The organism is Oligella urethralis DSM 7531, assembly GCF_000372065.1.
Lineage (GTDB): Bacteria > Pseudomonadota > Gammaproteobacteria > Burkholderiales > Burkholderiaceae_B > Oligella > Oligella urethralis.
In genome coordinates, this window is the sequence record NZ_AQVB01000019.1 from 19158 (window position 1) to 37988 (window position 18831).

Annotated in this window: 15 protein-coding genes and 2 riboswitches; of the genes, 8 read left to right on the forward strand and 7 right to left on the reverse strand. The window is 43.9% G+C overall.

The features are described from left to right. The 6 genes from A3GA_RS0109655 to A3GA_RS0109680 all read right to left on the reverse strand — a co-directional run bounded on the left by A3GA_RS0109655 (position 1) and on the right by A3GA_RS0109680 (position 7937). On the reverse strand, positions 1–606 hold the full coding sequence (locus A3GA_RS0109655; RefSeq protein WP_018027203.1) for a nitrous oxide reductase accessory protein NosL: 606 nt from the start codon (positions 604–606) through the stop codon (positions 1–3). Between the two features lie 18 nt (positions 607–624). Beyond that, complete coding sequence (locus tag A3GA_RS0109660) at positions 625–1452, reverse strand: ABC transporter permease (RefSeq protein ID WP_018027204.1); 828 nt, start codon at positions 1450–1452, stop codon at positions 625–627. Next, positions 1449–2351, reverse strand: coding sequence for an ABC transporter ATP-binding protein (locus tag A3GA_RS0109665; protein WP_018027205.1), 903 nt, complete (start codon positions 2349–2351; stop codon positions 1449–1451). The genes A3GA_RS0109660 and A3GA_RS0109665 overlap by 4 nt, the downstream gene beginning before the upstream one ends. After that, positions 2338–3582 (reverse strand): nitrous oxide reductase family maturation protein NosD, encoded by a 1245-nt coding sequence (locus A3GA_RS0109670; RefSeq protein ID WP_018027206.1) that lies wholly within the window; start codon positions 3580–3582, stop codon positions 2338–2340. Before A3GA_RS0109670 ends, A3GA_RS0109665 begins: the two co-directional genes overlap by 14 nt. A gap of 73 nt (positions 3583–3655) precedes the next feature. Beyond that, positions 3656–5593 (reverse strand): TAT-dependent nitrous-oxide reductase, encoded by a 1938-nt coding sequence (nosZ, locus tag A3GA_RS0109675; protein ID WP_026156938.1) that lies wholly within the window; start codon positions 5591–5593, stop codon positions 3656–3658. 64 nt (positions 5594–5657) lie between these two features. Beyond that, complete coding sequence (locus A3GA_RS0109680; RefSeq protein WP_018027208.1) at positions 5658–7937, reverse strand: NosR/NirI family protein; 2280 nt, start codon at positions 7935–7937, stop codon at positions 5658–5660. A 381-nt stretch (positions 7938–8318) separates the two neighbouring features. Then, positions 8319–8405, forward strand: a riboswitch (glycine riboswitch). Between the two features lies 1 nt (position 8406). Then, positions 8407–8504: riboswitch (glycine riboswitch) on the forward strand. A 27-nt stretch (positions 8505–8531) separates the two neighbouring features. On the opposite strand from A3GA_RS0109680, the gene A3GA_RS0109685 reads away from it, so the two are divergent. The 8 genes from A3GA_RS0109685 (at position 8532) to A3GA_RS0109720 (ending at position 18539) form a co-directional block, all read left to right on the forward strand. Next, a complete protein-coding gene (locus tag A3GA_RS0109685; RefSeq protein WP_018027209.1) occupies positions 8532–9152 on the forward strand; it encodes a trimeric intracellular cation channel family protein in 621 nt (206 codons plus the stop codon). A gap of 259 nt (positions 9153–9411) precedes the next feature. Further along, a complete protein-coding gene (locus A3GA_RS0109690; protein WP_018027210.1) occupies positions 9412–11634 on the forward strand; it encodes a TonB-dependent receptor in 2223 nt (740 codons plus the stop codon). A gap of 72 nt (positions 11635–11706) precedes the next feature. Beyond that, positions 11707–12387 (forward strand): Fe2+-dependent dioxygenase, encoded by a 681-nt coding sequence (locus A3GA_RS0109695; RefSeq protein WP_018027211.1) that lies wholly within the window; start codon positions 11707–11709, stop codon positions 12385–12387. Position 12388: 1 nt separating this feature from the next. Then, positions 12389–13492, forward strand: a complete 1104-nt coding sequence (locus A3GA_RS0109700) for an alpha-hydroxy acid oxidase (protein ID WP_018027212.1) — start codon at positions 12389–12391, stop codon at positions 13490–13492. 103 nt (positions 13493–13595) lie between these two features. After that, positions 13596–13934 (forward strand): zinc ribbon domain-containing protein YjdM, encoded by a 339-nt coding sequence (locus tag A3GA_RS0109705; protein WP_146741211.1) that lies wholly within the window; start codon positions 13596–13598, stop codon positions 13932–13934. Positions 13935–14126: 192 nt separating this feature from the next. After that, a complete protein-coding gene (locus A3GA_RS0109710; protein ID WP_018027214.1) occupies positions 14127–16220 on the forward strand; it encodes a TonB-dependent receptor domain-containing protein in 2094 nt (697 codons plus the stop codon). Positions 16221–16294: 74 nt separating this feature from the next. After that, positions 16295–18034 carry an ABC transporter ATP-binding protein/permease gene (locus tag A3GA_RS11585; protein ID WP_018027215.1) on the forward strand — a complete coding sequence of 580 codons (1740 nt, stop codon included), beginning with the start codon at positions 16295–16297 and terminating at the stop codon, positions 18032–18034. Between the two features lie 19 nt (positions 18035–18053). Then, positions 18054–18539, forward strand: a complete 486-nt coding sequence (locus tag A3GA_RS0109720; protein WP_018027216.1) for a HugZ family pyridoxamine 5'-phosphate oxidase — start codon at positions 18054–18056, stop codon at positions 18537–18539. Positions 18540–18613: 74 nt separating this feature from the next. Here the strand turns inward: A3GA_RS0109720 and A3GA_RS0109725 are convergent. After that, positions 18614–18831, reverse strand: a 218-nt coding sequence (locus A3GA_RS0109725) for a transposase domain-containing protein (RefSeq protein ID WP_018027217.1), incomplete at its 5' end; no start/stop codon positions are given.

Here is an 18831-nt window from a genome sequence, read left to right on the forward strand (position 1 = left end):
TTAGTGATTATGGTGCGCATCATGGGCAGAATGCTCTGCTTTAGAACCATGATTATCATGAGCACCTTGTGTGCCATGTCCTGCATGCGATTGTGGAGGTTGCTGGAACACAAAAGACTTTGGCATTTCATCAAAGGTCACCACACGTCCACCATGAGTGCTGGAATATTCTTCGGCCTTTGCGCGCTCTTTAAACGGTAAAGCATCTGAGCTACCCATCCCCCCGACAAAAGAACTTTCAATCACATAAAAAGCGGTTTTTGCGTCTAGCCATTTTTTGTTTACGCTGTGGTCAGTCCAATCTTCTACATCTGTAGCGTCATTAACGTACATAGCGCTAATATTTTTAGCCTCTTCTGGCAATAGACGGAAAGCAAAGAGCTGGTTTACCTCGGTAAACCAAATCGGATCCTCCTGATCTGTCAAGAATAAATGTGCTTTAGGACCATCGTGCTCAGACAAAAACATATGACAAAAATGCCCTGTTGAGTCATCACTGATTTGTGCAGCAAGAGGTACTTCTACAGACTCTGAACTTGGTTTACAAGCAGTCAGGCTAAAACATAATAATAAAGAAGCTCCAATCACTTTAAATGTCATTTTCATCAAAATTTCTCCGATATGTTATAACTGCTTACGATTAAATACTGCTACAGCAAGAATAAAGGGCACCATTACCCATAAGCTTAAGGCGACATACAAAACACTGACTCGCAAATTCATTTGATCACTCAACCCCGCCATTCCTGCAAAAACAGAAATATTTTCAGAGTCCACTAAATTCAGTAAACGGTAAATATCAGCTGGATTAAAGAGTAATATATAGTTCAGCGTATCAGCGGTAATCGTTTGCTGCGTATCGGCCACCAAAATACCGATCAGTGCGATATCAAAAATCACCACCATAAAGAGCCATACAAAAAGTGCTAAACCAGCAGCAGTGGCTCGCTCTTTAACCAGCGTACTCAGCAAATAGCCAAGACTTAAAAAACTCGCCCCCAAAAAAATACTTAAAGTAATCATTTTGGAGAAATCTATCCACGCCTCAGTGCTAGAACCGTAAATAAAATGCAATACGAGTCCGGCAATCCCATAACCCACGACGGTAGCAATCGCTAAAATAGCCACATGCCCAATAAACTTTCCAGCTAACACGTGCCAACGCGCAACTGGATAACTTAGCAACAAAGACATCGTGCCACGCTCAACCTCACCAACAATGGCGTCATAACTAAGCAATAAGGCAATCAGTGGAATTAAAAATATCGATAGACTGGACAAACTCACCAACGTCACGGTTAAAGGATCAACCTTGACCGTACCAGTCGGAGCTGTACCCAATAAACCAAGCACCAAAGCAAACACCACTAACAATAAAGTGGTTGCCAATACCCAGCGATTTCTTAAACCGTCACGGATTTCTTTTAGACTGATAGACAGGATTTGCCTCATACATCCTCTCTTCTTAAATAATGAGCATAGATTTCATCTAAACTCGGCGCATATGTATTCACATCCAAAACGTGGGGATTTTGTACTAGCGTACTGAGCAATGACATTTTTTCATTTTGTTCACAATTGAATCGATAAATATTAGCATCAATTCTCTGCCACTCGTGCCCCGTATCCGGTGGATTGTCTGTGACGGTTTTTATCTGAATACGATAGCTCAATCCACTGTCACTGCGTAAACTATCTAAACTACCATCAGCGACCTTAAGCCCTTGATTCATCACCACTACTCTATCAACATTACCTTCAAGCTCAGTCAAAGCGTGAGTGCATAATAAAATCGTTGCACCACGTTCACGAAGCTCACGAATGATGTCGTAAAATTGTTGTCGTGATGCCGGATCTAAACCTGTAGTCGGTTCATCAAATAATAAAATTTTAGGATCACCTAAAAGCGCCTGAGCCAAAGCCAAACGCTGTTTCATACCTTTAGAGTAAGTATTAACTCGTTGTTTAGCGGCATTAGCGATCCCGACTTTTGCCAATAACTCAGGATAAGACCTATCCTTGATTTGTTTTAGTTCAGCATAAAAATCTAGTGTTTCCCTGCCAGTCAAATTCGGGTACAAAGACACGACTTCGGGTAAGTAACCTATATCAAAGCGTAGCTTGACTGATTGACGAGCGGAAGCTTGGCGTCCGAGTAAGCGCACCTCCCCCTTGCTCGGACTAATTAGTCCCAGGATCAACTTCATTACCGTACTTTTACCAGCGCCGTTATGTCCAGCCAAAGCAACGCACTCACCTTCGTGTAAAACCATATCCAGAGAATGAATAACTGTCCGTTTACCGTAAGTCATTTCGACCTGTTCAAGACAAACCAACTCATTTGCGCTCATCCAACAACTCCTGTAGTTTTTCATAAGTCTGGGTTTGCGGCATCCGCATAATCGGTGAGCTATCCATCAGACCACCTGGTAATAAAGCAGGAAACTGTGATTGCGCCCAACGCACGACAGCGACAGCCGGACTATTTAATAAAATGCGGCTGCTGGGTGCCCGCCAAATGACTTGATCAATAATGTCATTAGGTCGATAGGCTGTATCCGAAATCCCATCGCCATCCAAATCAAAACCACTATGATCGCTCCAGTAGTTACCCCTGCCCTCATAAGCCCAGTCCTCATAACGAGTACCTACATACTTGACCTGAGTCTGGTTGTAAACAAAGGCATTATTAAAAATGACATTACCTTGAGCAGCGCCCGTATAATGAACACCAATCTCACATTGTTCAAAATAATTATCTGTGATTTTATTGATATTGGCGTTATAGAAATAAACGCATTTCTCGGCTTTATGAACTGCATTAGCTATTACCGTAGAGTGATTGGCGTAGTTCATCATCACACCCTGATCTCTACTATTAATTGATATATTGCGCAATACTTGGATGCGATCTGAAAACATAATCGCATAACCAATATCATTATCTAAAGATATATTGTCCGACACCTCACTGTCATTGGTGTACATATAATGCACCCCATAACGTAAATTTCTAAAGGTATTACCGGAAAAGACATTTTCCCTACTCGTGTTAGAGAAAATGCCATCACGACCATTGAGAATGTCATTTTTTAAAACTTGACTGCCAGGAGAGTTCCAGACCGTCACCCCATTACCACGTTCTGACATACGTAATTTATTATTGCCGACGATATAATTTTCCCGGACCACCACATTATGCGGCCCCCAAAGATAAACGCCGACCAAATTGTCCAACACGCGATTTTTTTCAATTAAAGCTCGGTGCGCTGTTTTATCCAGGAAAATGCCGGCATCCATCTGCGATAAACTCTGACCAGAATTCATGACCGTTAAAGAACGTACCGTCACGTCTTCACTTTTAATCCAGAGAGTACGTCCTTCACGAGCTCCCTTAAGCACCGCGCTATGATCATCGGGGCCAATGAGTTTGAGATTGTTAACATCAACAACAAACTGCCCTTCATATTGACCTGACTCAAGCTGAATCGTATCACCTGACTGTGCAGCGTTCAGGACGGCTTGTAAATCATCACCTTCCTGAACAACATGCACATCACTGTGGGCTGCTGAGTGCAGCATCAACGCACCAAACAACCCACTAGATGCTAGACTTATAAGACGTTGCCATCTAAATAAAGTCATAGACACTCAATTACACCTTTTTAGGGTGAACCAACATCTGACCAGACATCTCCATATGTAATGCATGGCAGAACCACTGGCAGTAGTACCACTGTACGCCAGGACGTGAGGCTTTAAAAGTTACTGAAGCAGTTTGACCCGGAGAAACCTCCATCGCAATACCATGACCTTCTAACGTAAAGCCGTGAGTCAAGTCTTCAATTACTTCCACGTTACTGACATACACAGTGACTTCATCACCTTGATTTACTTCAAACTGGCTTAAACCAAACTGAGGTGCAGTCGCCGTCATATAAACACGCACTTTATCACCATCTCTAATGACTGTGTTAGCTGTATCTAAATCAACACCATCGGCCTTGGCTTGTTGTCTTGCAGTTTCCCATTGCGGGTCATCGCGATCCCAGATATTTTTCGGATTAACGACGGAACGATGTACTAAAAGCATATCGTGCGGTTCAGCAAAACTTGGTACGTCAGCGACTAATTTCATCTCATCACCCGAAATATCAATTAACTGATCGTTTTCAGGCTTTAATGGACCAACGTTAAGAAATCGGTCTTTAGAGAATTTATTCAGAGAAACTAACCACTTACCATCAGCATCTTTCGTCTCACCCATGGTTGAGTGATTATGACCTGGCTGGTAGTGAACATCAAGTTTCTGAATAATTGGGTCAACATCTTCACCCTCGTACTGACGTCTCGCTAAATCGATATTCCATTTCACTAATTGGCTATCAATAAAGAGTGTAGTGTAAGCATTACCACGACCATCGAAGGCAGTGTGTAGAGGACCTAAACCTAACTGAGGCTCAGCCACCACACAATCACGCGGTTCGATCTTGTCATCAAACAAATCATCCAATCTGCGCACGTCAATTAAAGTGACAGTTGGGGAGACCTTACCATTAAGAGCAATGTGAATACCATCAGGAGCAGCGTTACAACCGTGCGGAGAGTTAGGGATCGGAATATAACGAGTGTATGGCGAACCATGACGTCCATCAACCATCTTCACGCCGTTTAGTTCCTCATAATCACCTTTTTCAATCGCTTCTTCAATACGCTTAATATTAAAGACCACTACCCAGTCTTGCTCATTAGCAGAAGAACCTGCTAAATTAAGTGCTTGCTCAGAGTTATAACAAGTAGCAAAGGAGTATTTACCTTGGTAATCCGCATCACCGTTATCAAGGTTACCGTCAACCTTGACCTGCCATGCAATTTCCATGGTTTCACCGTCAACCGCAGTATAGACAGCAAAGAAATTCTCTTTTGGATTATCCATCACAGTACCATCATTAGGCAGCGGGATAATATGTTCACCATTACAAAATACGTAACCAGTCTTAGGATAACGCTGTGGACGTAAACCGTGAACTGCTGCAACGTTAGGTAACTCAACAATCTTGTCGGTTTTCATTACATCACAGCGAATACGAGCAATACGGTTATTGGCCTTATCATTAATGTAAACATAACGACCGTCATAGGTTTGATCAGTGAAGGACATATGCGGGTGATGCGCGTCACCGTTAGGCAAGCAACGTAAGTTCTGATCTTCCAAGAACTGGCGAGTTTGTGGCGTAATATTCCCATTAAGTATCTCTAGGCTCTCATTGGTACGCCCCCAACCGGTAGCACTACACATATTAAAAACTGGGATACGCATAAGCTCACGCATAGAAGGTAAGCCTAGAATACGGATTTCACCAGACTGACCACCTGAGTTAAAGGCGTAGTACTCGTCCAATTCACCAGGACCTACATGATTATCCAAACCACCTTCAGCACCTTTAGCTTGAGCATGGGCGTTCTTAGCGCCAAAGACTTTAGGCAATCCGACGCCACCCGCAAAACCGGCAGCACCGGTAGCTGCTGCCGCACCTAAAAAGCGACGGCGCTTCATTTCAAGAATTGGCTTCTTGTCTGCATTATCTTTCATAGTAAACCTCATGGATTATTGTGCTTTTTCAAGCACGATGACTCAGAATAAATAGAACACCAAACTATCTACCCTCTTTCTGCTTCTTGGGCTTTGCTTCAAAAGCAGTGGCATTAGGCATAAAGCGTAATACCTCTTCTGTAAACACCGGCTCCGGACTCGCTTTCGCACCAGGTGATGGACGACGACGTTTAGCCGAACGTTGAATTAATTCAGGACATTTTTTCTCATGTAAATACAACATCTGACAATGTAAGCACTGGATACACTCATTAGGTTCAATAGGACCTTCCGGTGTAATCGCATCAACCGGACACTCCACCGCACAACGCTGACATGGGTCACCACACATTTTGTAACGGCGTAACCAGTCAAAAATTCGTAACCTAGCAGGAATCGCTAAGCCGGCACCAAGGGCACATAAATAGCGGCAATAAAAGCGTTCAATAAATAGACCTGCAACAAGTAATAACACTGCAAAAGTAACAAACGGCCAACTGCGCAAGAACTTCAAGATAATTGCCGTCTTAAATGGTTCAACTTCAGCCAATTTCTCGGCAAATGCCAGGCCATATAAAGAGAAGCCGAATAAAGCAATAAAAATGACGTATTTAATTGCAGCCGCCCGATGATGAATAGCATAAGGCACCTTGATCTGTTTAATGCCCAGCTTTTTAGCTACTTTATTCAATAGTTCCTGTAAGGAGCCAAAGGGACATAACCAGCCGCAGAATGCACCACGATTCCAGAAGATCATAGAGATCGCTGTGGCACACCAGAGAATAAAGACAACGGGATCCATCAGGAAGTATTCCCAATTAAACTCTGTCCGCAGTGAGGTGGTAAAGGTTAAGACGTTGACTACTGATAATTGTGCATTGGCGTACCAGCCGATATAAAACAGACTAAATAGTAAGAAAGCAGTGCGGAAGTAATTGTATAGCTTCTCGTGACGCGCCAAGGCATGCTGGAAGAAGAATACAAAGCCAAGCAATATCAGTGCAATAACAACCACGATAATCTGTGGCAATTTAGTTTTCCAAATAATCTGCCATAACGGTACGTCGTCCGCAAACATTTGCGCATGATCAGTGACTTGGTGATCAACAGGTCCAGCCGTTTCGGCTTGAGAAGGCGTCGCTACAGCTGCAGCGATGTCTGTCACCACCGGTGCAGAAGGATCATCCATGGTATAAATTTCTGGCAAATGATAATTTAGCTCGACTGGAATGAAAATTTTCTCATGCACGGTGATTTCACGCTGAACTAACAACTGCAGACGCCAAGGTTCAACCGGATTAAAGAAATCATAATCCTCAGATACAAAAAATAAACCAACTTCTTTAAAGCGAGGCGACCCCTCAGCCATCACATCATAAAGTCGCTTATGTTCCAAGTCGGTAAAACGGAAACTATGTTCGCCCTGAATAATATCGAAACGGTCAAAAATGCCACCGCGCACATAACCTGAGCCTTTAAAAGAATAAATGCCATTACCGGCAATCAGGATCGCTTGCTGTCCTTCCTTTAGGCGAGACTGCATATAGTCAAACTCAGCCTCTCCTAAAAGACTACGACCAATGGATGGCACAGACACCACCGCCGCATACAAATCAATAAACTCAGCGTCAGGGTCCCCACCTATTTCTTTACGCCCAGCCCCGGGACGACCAGAGTCTATGAAGCGTTGATTAATCTCACCAACGTTGATGTTTAGATTAGCAACAGCGCCCTCTTCTAATAAAACATCCCAAGACTTTATCTCCAACAGGTCTTGATTAATTACTTTAGGTGTCGCCTTAGTGTCAGTCTCAGCTCTTGCTACGGTATCGGCAACGGGAGAGACCGCATCTGGTGACATACCAATTTGATACGCTTGCCCCATAATTCTGGATGAACGCAAAATACTGTCACCAATAACCATCAATGTCACCGTAGCACCACTAATCATATCGACTGGTGGCGGCGCGCCGACCGGTAATGGGTTTTTAATTAAGTTCATACCAATGTAGCCGTTAATGAAATCGACCATCTTGGTTTCAGGAATACCAATTAAAACAATTGGTTCGTGGTGTTCAACTAATTTAGCACCGACAATCTTACCCTCATTATCCAATGCCACTAAGGTATCAATAGGCTTACTAGAATAACCACGCGTGTTCACAATATCCGTGGTCAGAAATACATAGCCCACAGCCTCCTGGCCTTTAAATACCTGAGCATAGGGCGGATTACCCTGAACGGCACCATAACCATCAGCGTCAGGAAACACCTCAGAAGCTTGAACCGTAGCGAGAAACTCACCCAAGCGCGAGTTAGCCACAGCAGCTGAGCTAAAGAACATACAGCAAACAATGAGCATAAAGCTCAGCAGAAATGGTAGAAAGGATTTAGAAAAGGGGCATGCTAAGCACTCTAACTGAGTTGACCCAGAACTATCTGAAGGATTTACTGGTATATTTTGTCGATATAGCAAGATATTCTCCTTAGCTTTTCCTCTACCTACAGCCAAGAAAAGCTCTCTTAAGCTTTAATTTTTAACTTGAAAAATATATGTATTTTAAATACATCTTTTGTAATGAATATTAACATGAAACTTCGCTAGCATTTAATCACTTATTGACAATTTTTGATTTTAATCAAAATCTTTAATGAACTATTACACTTATTAATAAGATAACTAGGGCAAATCTTAATTTACATTCATGCTTTCTAGCGTATAATCATGCTCTGTCGCAGGAGAGAGGTTTTCTACACCCGCCGAAGGCGCAAACTCCCATAAACGCTCAGGCTCATGTACTGCACATCGCAATTATCCGCCAACTGGAGAGTGGTTAGATGACTAACCCACCGAAGGAGCAAGTAGCCTTAGCTATCAAAACTCTCAGGTACCAAGAACAGAGGGAGTGGCATCACAATCTAGTAGGTCTTGCCGATGATGTTAAACTATATTTTTGTGATCGCTATTACTGCCGAAGCCATGTCCGGGGCACTAGCCGCTGGTCGTCGCAATATGGACTTATTCGGCGTTGCGCTGATTGCCTTTTTAACTGCACTTGGTGGTGGTACCGTGCGTGATATGCTGCTCGGCAACTACCCCATCACTTGGACCCAACACCCACTCTATATTTATCTCACCATTGGTGCTGGCCTGTTTACCATTGTCATTGCCAAATACATGCGTAAACTCAATCAGATCTTCTTATTAGTGGATGCCATGGGTCTGGTTGCCTTTACCATTATTGGTTGCAATGTCGCGCTGAAACTGAACTATGCCCTACCCGTGGTAATTATGGCAGGGATTACGACGGGGATTTTCGGCGGCATACTCAGAGATATTATGTGTAATCGCACGCCCTTAGTGCTTCGCAAGGAGCTCTATGCGAGCGTGTCCTTTATTGTGGCAAATGTCTATCTGCTACTGATTTACTTTAAGTTTAATGAAAATATCACCTTACTGGTACCTTTTGTACTGGGCCTCAGTATGCGCTTAGCCGCATTGAAATGGCAATGGTCACTGCCCGTTTTCTCCTACGATCCCGAGCGCTGGGATAATTAGCCACCCTGCCCTCACTTCCCCTCATCAATACAAAGCCGTTCAGCGCATGAACGGCTGATTTTTTACTACCCTAGCCCAAGTCCTCTATCCCTTAACATTGTTGTAAAAAACTTACAGAAAATTAACAATTATTGCAAATACATTAAAATCTTTGCCTTTCTTAATAGCAATCATTATAATTTGCATTAGTGTTCTTGACATAAATCAAGGGCTCCACTTTTTAACACTCAATTTTCCTCAGAGGGAAAGGGAAAAATTAATGTCTACAAAGTTTGATTTAAATAAGCCGATCACACAGACGGTGCTATTTTCTGCCATGTCTGCTGCCTTAGGCAGTGGTATTGCGCTGGCACAGGAGCAAGGGAATGTGCAACAGCTGCCGTCGCTCAACGTTGAAGCGAGCGCAGCGAGCAACTACCAGGTAACGCGCGCCCAATCACGCAAAATGACGGCGCCATTAGTGGATACGCCGCGTACAGTGAATGTGGTGACAGAAGAGCTGATGAAAGACAGAGCAGCCACTTCATTACAAGACGTATTAAGAACCACGCCGGGTGTGACCCTAGGCTCAGGTGAAGGTGGTACGCCCACAGGTGACCGTCCATTTATTCGTGGTTACGAAGCCAGTACCGATATTTTTATTGATGGTGCACGTGACTATGCACGCGGTTCACACGAAACCTTTAACCTAGAATCGGTAGAAGTAGTAAAGGGCCCAAGTTCAGCCTATACAGGCCGTGGTGGTACCGGTGGTAGCATTAACCTCGTGACCAAGAAGCCTCACTTAAACAATGCGATCGAAGGCGGTGTCACCTATGGTAACCGTGGTCAGCATCGTTTAACCTTTGATGGGAATGCAGTCTTAACCGATAGCATCGCCTTCCGCTTAAATGCCATGCGTATGGGTGGTCAGGTGCCCGGTCGTGGTCCGGTCAAGTATGACCGCTGGGGTATTGCTCCGTCTATCGCCTTTGGTTTAGGCACACCAACACGCGCTATCTTAAGCTACTCACATATTGAAAATAACGACACACCAGACTTTGGTATACCGTATCAAAATTTTCGCCAGCCTGATATGAGCGAGCCATTAAAACCTAACCGTAGTAATTACTACGGTCGTTATGGTGCGGACTTTAGAAAAAACATCTTTGATACGGCGACCATTGAATTAGAGCATGATATTAACGATAACTTTACCGTACGTAACTTAACCCGCTACGGTCGTAGCTTAAATAAGTACCTCTATACTCGCCCAAGCTTTGATAACTGCGGTTCGATGCGTCGTGGTAAATTAGCCCCAGGTCCAAAAGCCCATTTAGCAAGTTGTCGCTCGCTTGATGAGAACCTCATGTTCCGACGCGATGATCGTGCTCGTTGGCGCTTAGCAGAATCGCTCATCAACCAGACCGATATTTATGGTGAATTTAACACAGGCTCCGTAATGCACAGCATTAATGCGGGCTTCGAATTTGCTAAAGAGGATATCTATAACCGTGATACGAGCAAGGTAAAGATCGGCAGAAGTCATGATAACTTCTGGCAGCCTAACCCACACCAAGACTGGGGGCACGTCAACAAAAGCTTTGGTGATAAAAGCAAAGCAGGTGATATCAGGACTAAATCAGTCTATTTATTTGATACCATCACGTTTAATCCAAACTGGTTAGTTAACGCCGGTGTTCGCTTCGATAATTTCAGAGTGCACGATGCGCTTAACAATCAACGTGCCGATCACAATATCGTGAGTTGGCAAGCTGCCTTAATTTATAAACCTGTGGAGTACGGTTCTATCTACTTCTCGTATGCTAGTTCTGCTAACCCGCCAGGTGAAAACTTAGGTCAGGCAGGTGGTGCAGACGGTCCAGCGGGCGCAGCTAAAATCTATGAGGATCTAAAGCCTGAGCGCGCCCACAGCTATGAGTTAGGTACCAAGTGGGATCTACTGAATGAGCGCTTAAGCGTTGCTGCCGCTATCTTTGAGACCCGCAAAAATAATGCCCGTTCATCTGACCTTGATGGTTCGGTACAAAATATCGGTAAGAACCGTGTACGCGGTGTGGAGCTATCGCTTAATGGCTCAATCACCGATAAGTGGAATATTGCGGCCGGTTGGACTTATTTAGATCCTAAGATCCTAGAATACCGTAACGGCAAAAACGTCTTTGATGGCAATCAAACGAAGTTTATCGCCAAACATAGCGCTAATGTATGGACCAGCTATCAGGTACACCCTGCGGTGACCGTCGGTACAGGTATCACCTATGTTGGTAAGCGCTATGTCGATGACGCCAATACCAAAAAGCTACCATCGCATCTAGTATGGGATGCCATGGTACGCTGGGATGTGAACAAGCATGTTGAGCTCCAAGCCAATGTGAATAACATCACCGATACCCGTGTCTATGATGCTTCACATGTGGGCATTTTTGCTAACGTCGGCCCTGGCCGTTCCTACACCTTAAATGCTAGATTTAAATATTAATCCTTTTTAGCATTTAAGCTACCACCCACTTTATTTATACTAGAGTGGGTGGTTTTTTTATGGGTTATACCAATGATTATTGTAATTGAAAATCTACTATCAACCGATGAGCTGAGTATCATTCGACAGCGTTTAGAAAAGGCTAACTGGGAGGATGGTAAAAAAACAGCAGGTTTCCTGGCACAGGATGTTAAGCACAATCTACAACTCAACCCCCAAAGTGAATTAGCCTTAGAACTAGGTGATTTTTTAAGACAAGTCTTGCGTGCCAATCCTAGCTATATTGCCGCTGCCCTCCCCGCTAAAATTCTGCCACCACGCTTTAATCGCTATGAACATAGTGGCACCTACGGCAACCACATTGATAACTCCATTTTCAATCTACCCGAAGGCCAGCAAATGATGCGCAGCGATGTGTCTAGCACCATTTTTTTCAGTGAGCCAGATGAGTATGAGGGTGGTGAGCTGATCATAGAGGATAGCTACGGCAGCCATTCCGTCAAATTAAAAGCAGGTGATATGGTAGTGTATCCTGGCGACAGTTTACACCGCGTGGAACCGGTCACCTCTGGAGTGCGCTTTGCCTCATTTTTCTGGGCCCAAAGCATGATTCGCCAAGCCCATCGTCGACGTTTACTGTGGCAATTGGATCAGAGTATTCAGCGACTATCCATGAGCCAAGATGGTAGAGCAGAAGCCATTGCACTCAGTGGCGTTTATCATAATCTGATTCGCGAATGGGCCGAGGTATAGCATGGCCTTAGCCCCCTTAAGCCAAATCCCAGCTGATGTCGTCGCAGTGGACGACTATATTGAGCTGGCCAAAGCACGCATGTCACCACAAGCGTGGGCCTATTTTTCAGGCGGTGTAGCGGATGAGCGTTTATTAGTGGATAATATCCACGCTTGGCATCAATACAGCGTCATGCCCCGTGTATTAAGCGATTTTGATGGAGCCACCATCGCTTTTTCTTTACTTAATAAAACGCATCCCTTTCCGATTTTCTGTGCCCCCATCGCCTTTCAACGAATGGCCCATCCCGCTGGTGAAATCGCCTCTGCCCTTGCCGCAGCGGCAATGGAGACACCTTATATTATCAGCATGCAGAGCTCGACCCCACTAGAGCCACTATGTGAGCAGGCGCCGGGTACCAAGTGGTTGCAATGGTATTGGCAAACAGATGAGAGCGCCTCCCAAAAACTCTTGAGTAAAGCGCAAGCACTCGGCATTGAGGCCATTGTGTTAACCGTAGATGCTCCCGTAAATGGCCTTAGAAATCGTGAACAACGGGCTGGTTTTGCTTTACCAGATGACATTCAAGCAGTGCTACTGGAGGACTTTGATATGCCGCCGCTGCCGCAAGGCGCGCCCGGAGAAAGCCCCATCTTTGGTAGCGGTTTTTTAGCCAATGCCCCTAATTGGGACAAGGTCCAGCAGTTTATAGAAAACTGTCCCTTACCCGTGATGCTTAAGGGCATATTACATCCCCTAGATGCGCAAAAAGCCCTTGAAATTGGTGCGAAGGGCATAATTGTGTCCAATCATGGCGCCAGAGTCTTGGATATCTTGCCCCCAACCGCAAGGGTCTTAAAAAGCATCTGTGATCTTATTGACGGGCGCATACCCGTGTTGGTGGATGGCGGCATTCGACGCGGTAGCGACGTATTTATTGCATTGGCTTTAGGTGCCACCGCCGTCATGATCGGCCGTCCCTATCTATATGCCCTCGCCGCAGCTGGTGCTCCCGGTGTGGCGCATGTATTGCATATACTACGGACGGAATTAGAGGTCTGCATGGCACTCAGCGGTTGTACAACCCTAGCGCAAATTAAATCCATCGAGCTGCTTAGCCATTAAGCACCAGCTGATTTGGCACTTAGGCAATATAAAGCTTATAATGCCTTATATTTCGGCTAATTACATTGATTTATTTTAAATCAAAACTAGTTATAAGGAGATGATGATGCCTTTTCCACCCTGTCCTCAATGTCAGTCTGAGTTAACGTACCATGACGGTATGCAGCTCGTGTGCCCTGAATGTGCTCACGAATGGTTAGCGTCCGAGCCAGACGTTGAAGAGGACGATGGTTTGCAGGTCTTTGATGCGCACGGCACGCGACTACAAGACGGTGATGATGTGGTGTTAATTAAGGATTTACGCGTCAAAGGCAGCTCCACCGTGATTAAGCAAGGCACGCGCGTAAAATCCATTCGCTTACAAGCAGGTGACCACAACTTCTCTGGCCGCGTCGATGGCCAATCCATGGATTTAAAATCTGAGTTTTTCAAGAAAACTTAAGATTAACAGCCTAAACACATTCAAAGGACCGCTTCTCCCATGAGACCGGTCCTTTTGCTTTTTAATTCAGAAAAACAATAACTAAACAAGGATTAATTATTATTAAAACTTAGTAACACTTGACTTACATCAAACCTCGAACAATAATGATAACGATTCTTATTATGATTAATATTAAGCATGAGGTTTTTGATGCGTTTAAAATTACCGGTACTTATTATTACAGGTGCCATTACTCTTCCCGTCTACTCACAAGACACCACAACTAGCTCAACGCCTGTCATTGAATTGCATGGCATTAATCTACGCGCCACTTCTTACTATACTAATAGTGAAGTTCACGAAGACGATCTTCAGTTAAAAAATGCAGGCGATCCACAGCGTGTCTTGCGTGGGATACCAGGGGTCTTCACCAACCAATTAAGTAATCAACCTGGGATAGAGATTAGTATTCGTGGTTTAAGTGGTTATGGTCGTATTAACACCATGCTTGATGGCGTTCCGCAAACCTTTAAAAACATTGCAAGTCATACCTCATCTGGGAATAGCTTAATCTATGTACATCCTGAACTGCTAGGTGGGATTAATGTGACTCGTGGTGTTGTTAAGGGTGCTCATGGCACTGGCGCACTAGCAGGTGCCGCTAACTTAACAACAATCACTGAGGATGACGTATTGGCTTTTGGTAATACCGGTGGCCTCACTCGAATCCGTTTGGGTAATAATGGCATGCATGCCTCAGGTCTAGCTGCAGTAGGTCATCGTTTTACTGAGGTAGGTGGAGAGGATGGTACGCTCAGTATCATCGCAGCAGGTGCTTACAAAAATGAAGGTAACTATAAAACGGGTAATGGCACTAAATTAGACTCCGCCAATTCCTCAGCTAGCTCACCTAAAGGTGGTTTAGTTAAAATGCGCTTCAAACCTAATGAAAGACACCAGCTTGACTTAGGTACTGTTTGGTATAGAAATACATTTAGCAACTCTAACTACGAATGGGACGTAGATAATACCACTGTCACTGCGGATTATGCCTACACTCCTAATAATCCACTAATCTCACTACAAGCACATGCCTACTACAATGAAACCGTGCTGGATTATGCCGATCACATTGGCGGCACCTATGCCGGTAGACGTATTGATAATGAAACTTGGGGTATCAATGTCACCAATGACTCCCTCTTATCAGTGCTTGACCAATACGACTTATTACTTAGCTATGGACTAGCATGGGATCATAATAGCTTTATTCCTAAGAAAAACCGTGGCGGCAACCATCCTGGAAAAATCGACAAAGGCAGTGTGTTTACTGATCTACAATGGAAAATTGGCCAAGCCACCTTATTAGCGGGTCTTCGCTATGACCACTATCGTCTCAATGGCTATCGACCTCCGTACAATGCCGGCATCGCTGGTTGTCCAGCTGGCGGTCCCACATGTGGAGATACTTGGGAGCACAACTCAGATGGTAAAGTACTGCCAAGCATTGGCTTCCAGTATGACTTAACAGATAACTGGAGCTTATACGGTATGTACTCTCATACCTACCGTCCTCCAACCACACATGAAGTGTTCTATGCTGGAACACCTTTCGGTGATGGTATAGGTAATGGACAAAGTAATAACTTAGCACTTAAGGGTGAAACCAGTGATGGCTTTGACGTTGCTATTTCTTATCAAAATAACAATGTATTCCTAGACAAAGATAGTCTGCACTTCCGCCTTGGTTATTTTAATAATAGAGTAAAGGATTATATCTTCAATGATTTTGGTCCAGTGGCAGGTCTACCTTATGACACCATTATGTGGGTCAACTCTAAAGAAGATGTTCGCATAAGAGGTGCAGAGATAACCTTAGGCTACGATGCGCGTGTAGCCTATATAAACTTTTCTTACTCTCATAGTAAATTAACTAACCAACCAATTGGTTTTGGTACAGGTATTAATGGTGGTGCTGCGAGCTTAGCGCCTGATACTTATTGGACCATTGACCTAGGCACACGACTACTTAATGAGCGTCTTAACTTAGGTACTCAGATCCGCTATGTGAGCAGCAGTAAAGCAGCCGCTGGACAGTTTACTGATAATTCCTATTGGAGAGATTTACCAGGCTATACACTAGTGGATCTCTATGCCAATTTCAAAGTTAACAAGCATCTCGATATCTTTGCGAATATTGACAACCTCACTGATAGAAACTATGGCTACGCAGGTTCTATGAACTACGACACCTTATCCGGTCGTGGCCGAACCTTCAGCGCTGGTATTCAAGCTCGTTTCTAAGCTCTATTTAATATACAGCCACTTTCAAGCATACGCTAGGAAGTGGCTTTTTCTCTTTATTTATTAATAACTTTATGCAACGCTTTTTTTATCCTTTTTTTAGACTAATGAGATTGTGCACACAAAACAAAGCGGGTGTTTTTGGTATTGCACAATTCATTTTTGTCCTGCTGCTAAGCTTAGCTGGACTAGCCATTTCCATTCGTATGATTCGATGGAGTAACGATTTTTATAATGCGCTTCAGGAAATTAATGGTGAAGAAATTGTTCATCAAATCGGTATTTTCGTCGTTCTTGTGCTATCTAGTGCAGCACTGCATCTCATTGGCAAATACATACAAAATCTATTAGAAATACGCTGGCGGAAACTACTTACAACCTCAATCACTAACCGCTGGCTCAGTGGTCATAAGCATTGGTATCTCAAACTAGACTCAAATTCTGACATTGTAGATAACCCTGAACAACGTATTGCCGAAGACTGTAAGATTTTTATCAATCTGACTGTGACACAAGTACATGCATTAATCATGGCCATCATCTCCGTCATATCGTACTTTTCTGTTTTATGGTCTTTATCTACTTTTGCTCTTTCTTTTAATGTCTTTGGCTATGTGGTAGAAATTCCTCGTTATATGGTGTGGGCTGCACCACTTTATGTTTTGATTTCAAGTGGTGTTACGCATTTTCTCGGCTCCCCGTTAAGAAACTTAACAGTACAGCAACAGCGACGTGAAGGAGACTTTCGCTATGCTCTTACTCATGTACGTGACTCCAGTGAAGCTATCGCACTACAGCGTGGTGAAAAGCAAGAGCAAAAGCATCTGCAAGCATTATTTAAAGCAATCGAAACAAATTGGCGTCAACTCAACGTGCGCAATCTGATTTTAGGTTGTTTTACACGACCCTATTATCAAACCGTACTCAGAATTCCCATGTTCTTAGCTCTACCCGCATTTATTGCTGGAAAAGTAAGCTTAGGCGGTCTCATGCAATTGGCAAGTGCCTTCACCAATGTAGTAACTACCTTGTCTTGGTTTATTTTCTCTTACCAAGATTTGGCCGAATTAGCGGCATCTACTCGCCGTCTTGATCAATTACTCAAAAAACTCAATCATAACACGGTAAATGATTCAGACTATGCACACCAGGAGGATGGGTATTTATCAATTACAAACTTGCAACTATATACTCCAACGAAAGAACCCTTATTATTCGTAAAATCTCTCAACGTCAAACCTGGTGAGCGCATTTGGCTACAAGGAAATTCCGGTATTGGCAAAAGTACCCTATTAAAGTCCATTGCCGGTTTATGGCCTTATACCAAGGGTAATGTGCATTATCCAAGTCACCAGCAAAGTCTTTACCTACCCCAGACCCCCTATATTCCTAAACAAGGAATTCTCGCTGCTTTATGTTATCCCAACGCTAAAGAAAGTCTGAGTCTTGATGAAGCCAAGCAATTGCTAGATGCCGTTGGCCTCCCTCATCTGATCGAAAAACTTTCACTTTCGAAAGAAGAGCAACAAGCAACATTAAATGCCTTATCCGGTGGTGAACGACAACGTCTAGCCCTAGCAAGAGCAGTTTATCTAGCACCTAAATGGCTATTCCTCGACGAGGCAAGCAGCGCCCTAGATGCTGAAAGTGAAGCAAAAATACTGACTATGCTTAGCGAACAGCTCCTAGAGAGTGCCATTATTTTACTCTCGCACCATAAACCACATGGCTTCGACTATGAACGCCATATTTTATTCCGTTCGGACTCCGCATCCTCTACAGAGTCTGTAACAGAAAGCCCAAATTATTGTTAAATTTTAAAAAGGATTATAAATGTCTGAACAATCTGAATTACTAAAACATTTACAGCAATTACTACGTAGCAAACGCAGCGCCTCTTTTGCTACCCTGACCAACCAGGGAGAACCTTTTGTTTCTATGGTTCCTTTTGCAATTGACACACAACACGCACATTTTGTGATCCATATTAGTGAGTTTGCAGCTCATACACGTTATTTATTGCAGCGTCCAACGGCATCATTGATGTTATGCACTAGCGAAGAGGAAGATAAACCAGTCCATGATTTATCGCGAGTTACTTTTCAAGTTAATGCGATCGCCCAAGAACGTGGCACAACAAGTTGGGCGTATTATCGTGATGTGTATTTAAACCGCTTCCCTGATGTCGAGTTCATGACTCATTTTAAAGACTTCAATTTCTTTGCTTTAGAAATCACTCGAATCAGACAAGTGGCTGGTTTTGGAGCAGCAAAGACACTCGATGTTAGCGAAGTACAATCATTGATTAAAACGCTCTAACGTAAGCGTCCGGTGAACTCCGATTGACTTCCGTTTTTAAACGTTCAATGCCCCGATTTTGTCGGGGCATTGTGTTAATTCTTGGTGTCGTTTGGCGCTTGCCAACGATGAGGCAGAAGCTCAGTAATGTCCTTCGCTTTCTGTGTCGGCAATCGTTCCAACACATCCTTAAGGTAAGCATAAGGATCATGGCCATTGAGCTTAGCCGATTGAATTAACGACATCACAGCAGCCGCACGTCGACCCGCTTTCTCTGAACCTACAAAGAGCCAATTCTTGCGACCAATCGCGA

What these genes read in the sequence shown, in the direction of transcription:
- A3GA_RS0109655 (WP_018027203.1), bottom strand. Translation starts at nt 606, where the DNA reads ATGAAAATGACATTTAAAGTGATTGGAGCTTCTTTATTATTATGTTTT.
- A3GA_RS0109660 (WP_018027204.1), bottom strand. Translation starts at nt 1,452, where the DNA reads ATGAGGCAAATCCTGTCTATCAGTCTAAAAGAAATCCGTGACGGTTTA.
- A3GA_RS0109665 (WP_018027205.1), bottom strand. Translation starts at nt 2,351, where the DNA reads ATGAGCGCAAATGAGTTGGTTTGTCTTGAACAGGTCGAAATGACTTAC.
- A3GA_RS0109670 (WP_018027206.1), bottom strand. Translation starts at nt 3,582, where the DNA reads ATGCTGCACTCAGCAGCCCACAGTGATGTGCATGTTGTTCAGGAAGGT.
- nosZ (WP_026156938.1), bottom strand. Translation starts at nt 5,593, where the DNA reads ATGAAAGATAATGCAGACAAGAAGCCAATTCTTGAAATGAAGCGCCGT.
- A3GA_RS0109680 (WP_018027208.1), bottom strand. Translation starts at nt 7,937, where the DNA reads ATGTTCTTTAGCTCAGCTGCTGTGGCTAACTCGCGCTTGGGTGAGTTT.
- A3GA_RS0109685 (WP_018027209.1), top strand. Translation starts at nt 8,532, where the DNA reads ATGTTAAACTATATTTTTGTGATCGCTATTACTGCCGAAGCCATGTCC.
- A3GA_RS0109690 (WP_018027210.1), top strand. Translation starts at nt 9,412, where the DNA reads ATGTCTACAAAGTTTGATTTAAATAAGCCGATCACACAGACGGTGCTA.
- A3GA_RS0109695 (WP_018027211.1), top strand. Translation starts at nt 11,707, where the DNA reads ATGATTATTGTAATTGAAAATCTACTATCAACCGATGAGCTGAGTATC.
- A3GA_RS0109700 (WP_018027212.1), top strand. Translation starts at nt 12,389, where the DNA reads ATGGCCTTAGCCCCCTTAAGCCAAATCCCAGCTGATGTCGTCGCAGTG.
- A3GA_RS0109705 (WP_146741211.1), top strand. Translation starts at nt 13,596, where the DNA reads ATGATGCCTTTTCCACCCTGTCCTCAATGTCAGTCTGAGTTAACGTAC.
- A3GA_RS0109710 (WP_018027214.1), top strand. Translation starts at nt 14,127, where the DNA reads ATGCGTTTAAAATTACCGGTACTTATTATTACAGGTGCCATTACTCTT.
- A3GA_RS11585 (WP_018027215.1), top strand. Translation starts at nt 16,295, where the DNA reads ATGCAACGCTTTTTTTATCCTTTTTTTAGACTAATGAGATTGTGCACA.
- A3GA_RS0109720 (WP_018027216.1), top strand. Translation starts at nt 18,054, where the DNA reads ATGTCTGAACAATCTGAATTACTAAAACATTTACAGCAATTACTACGT.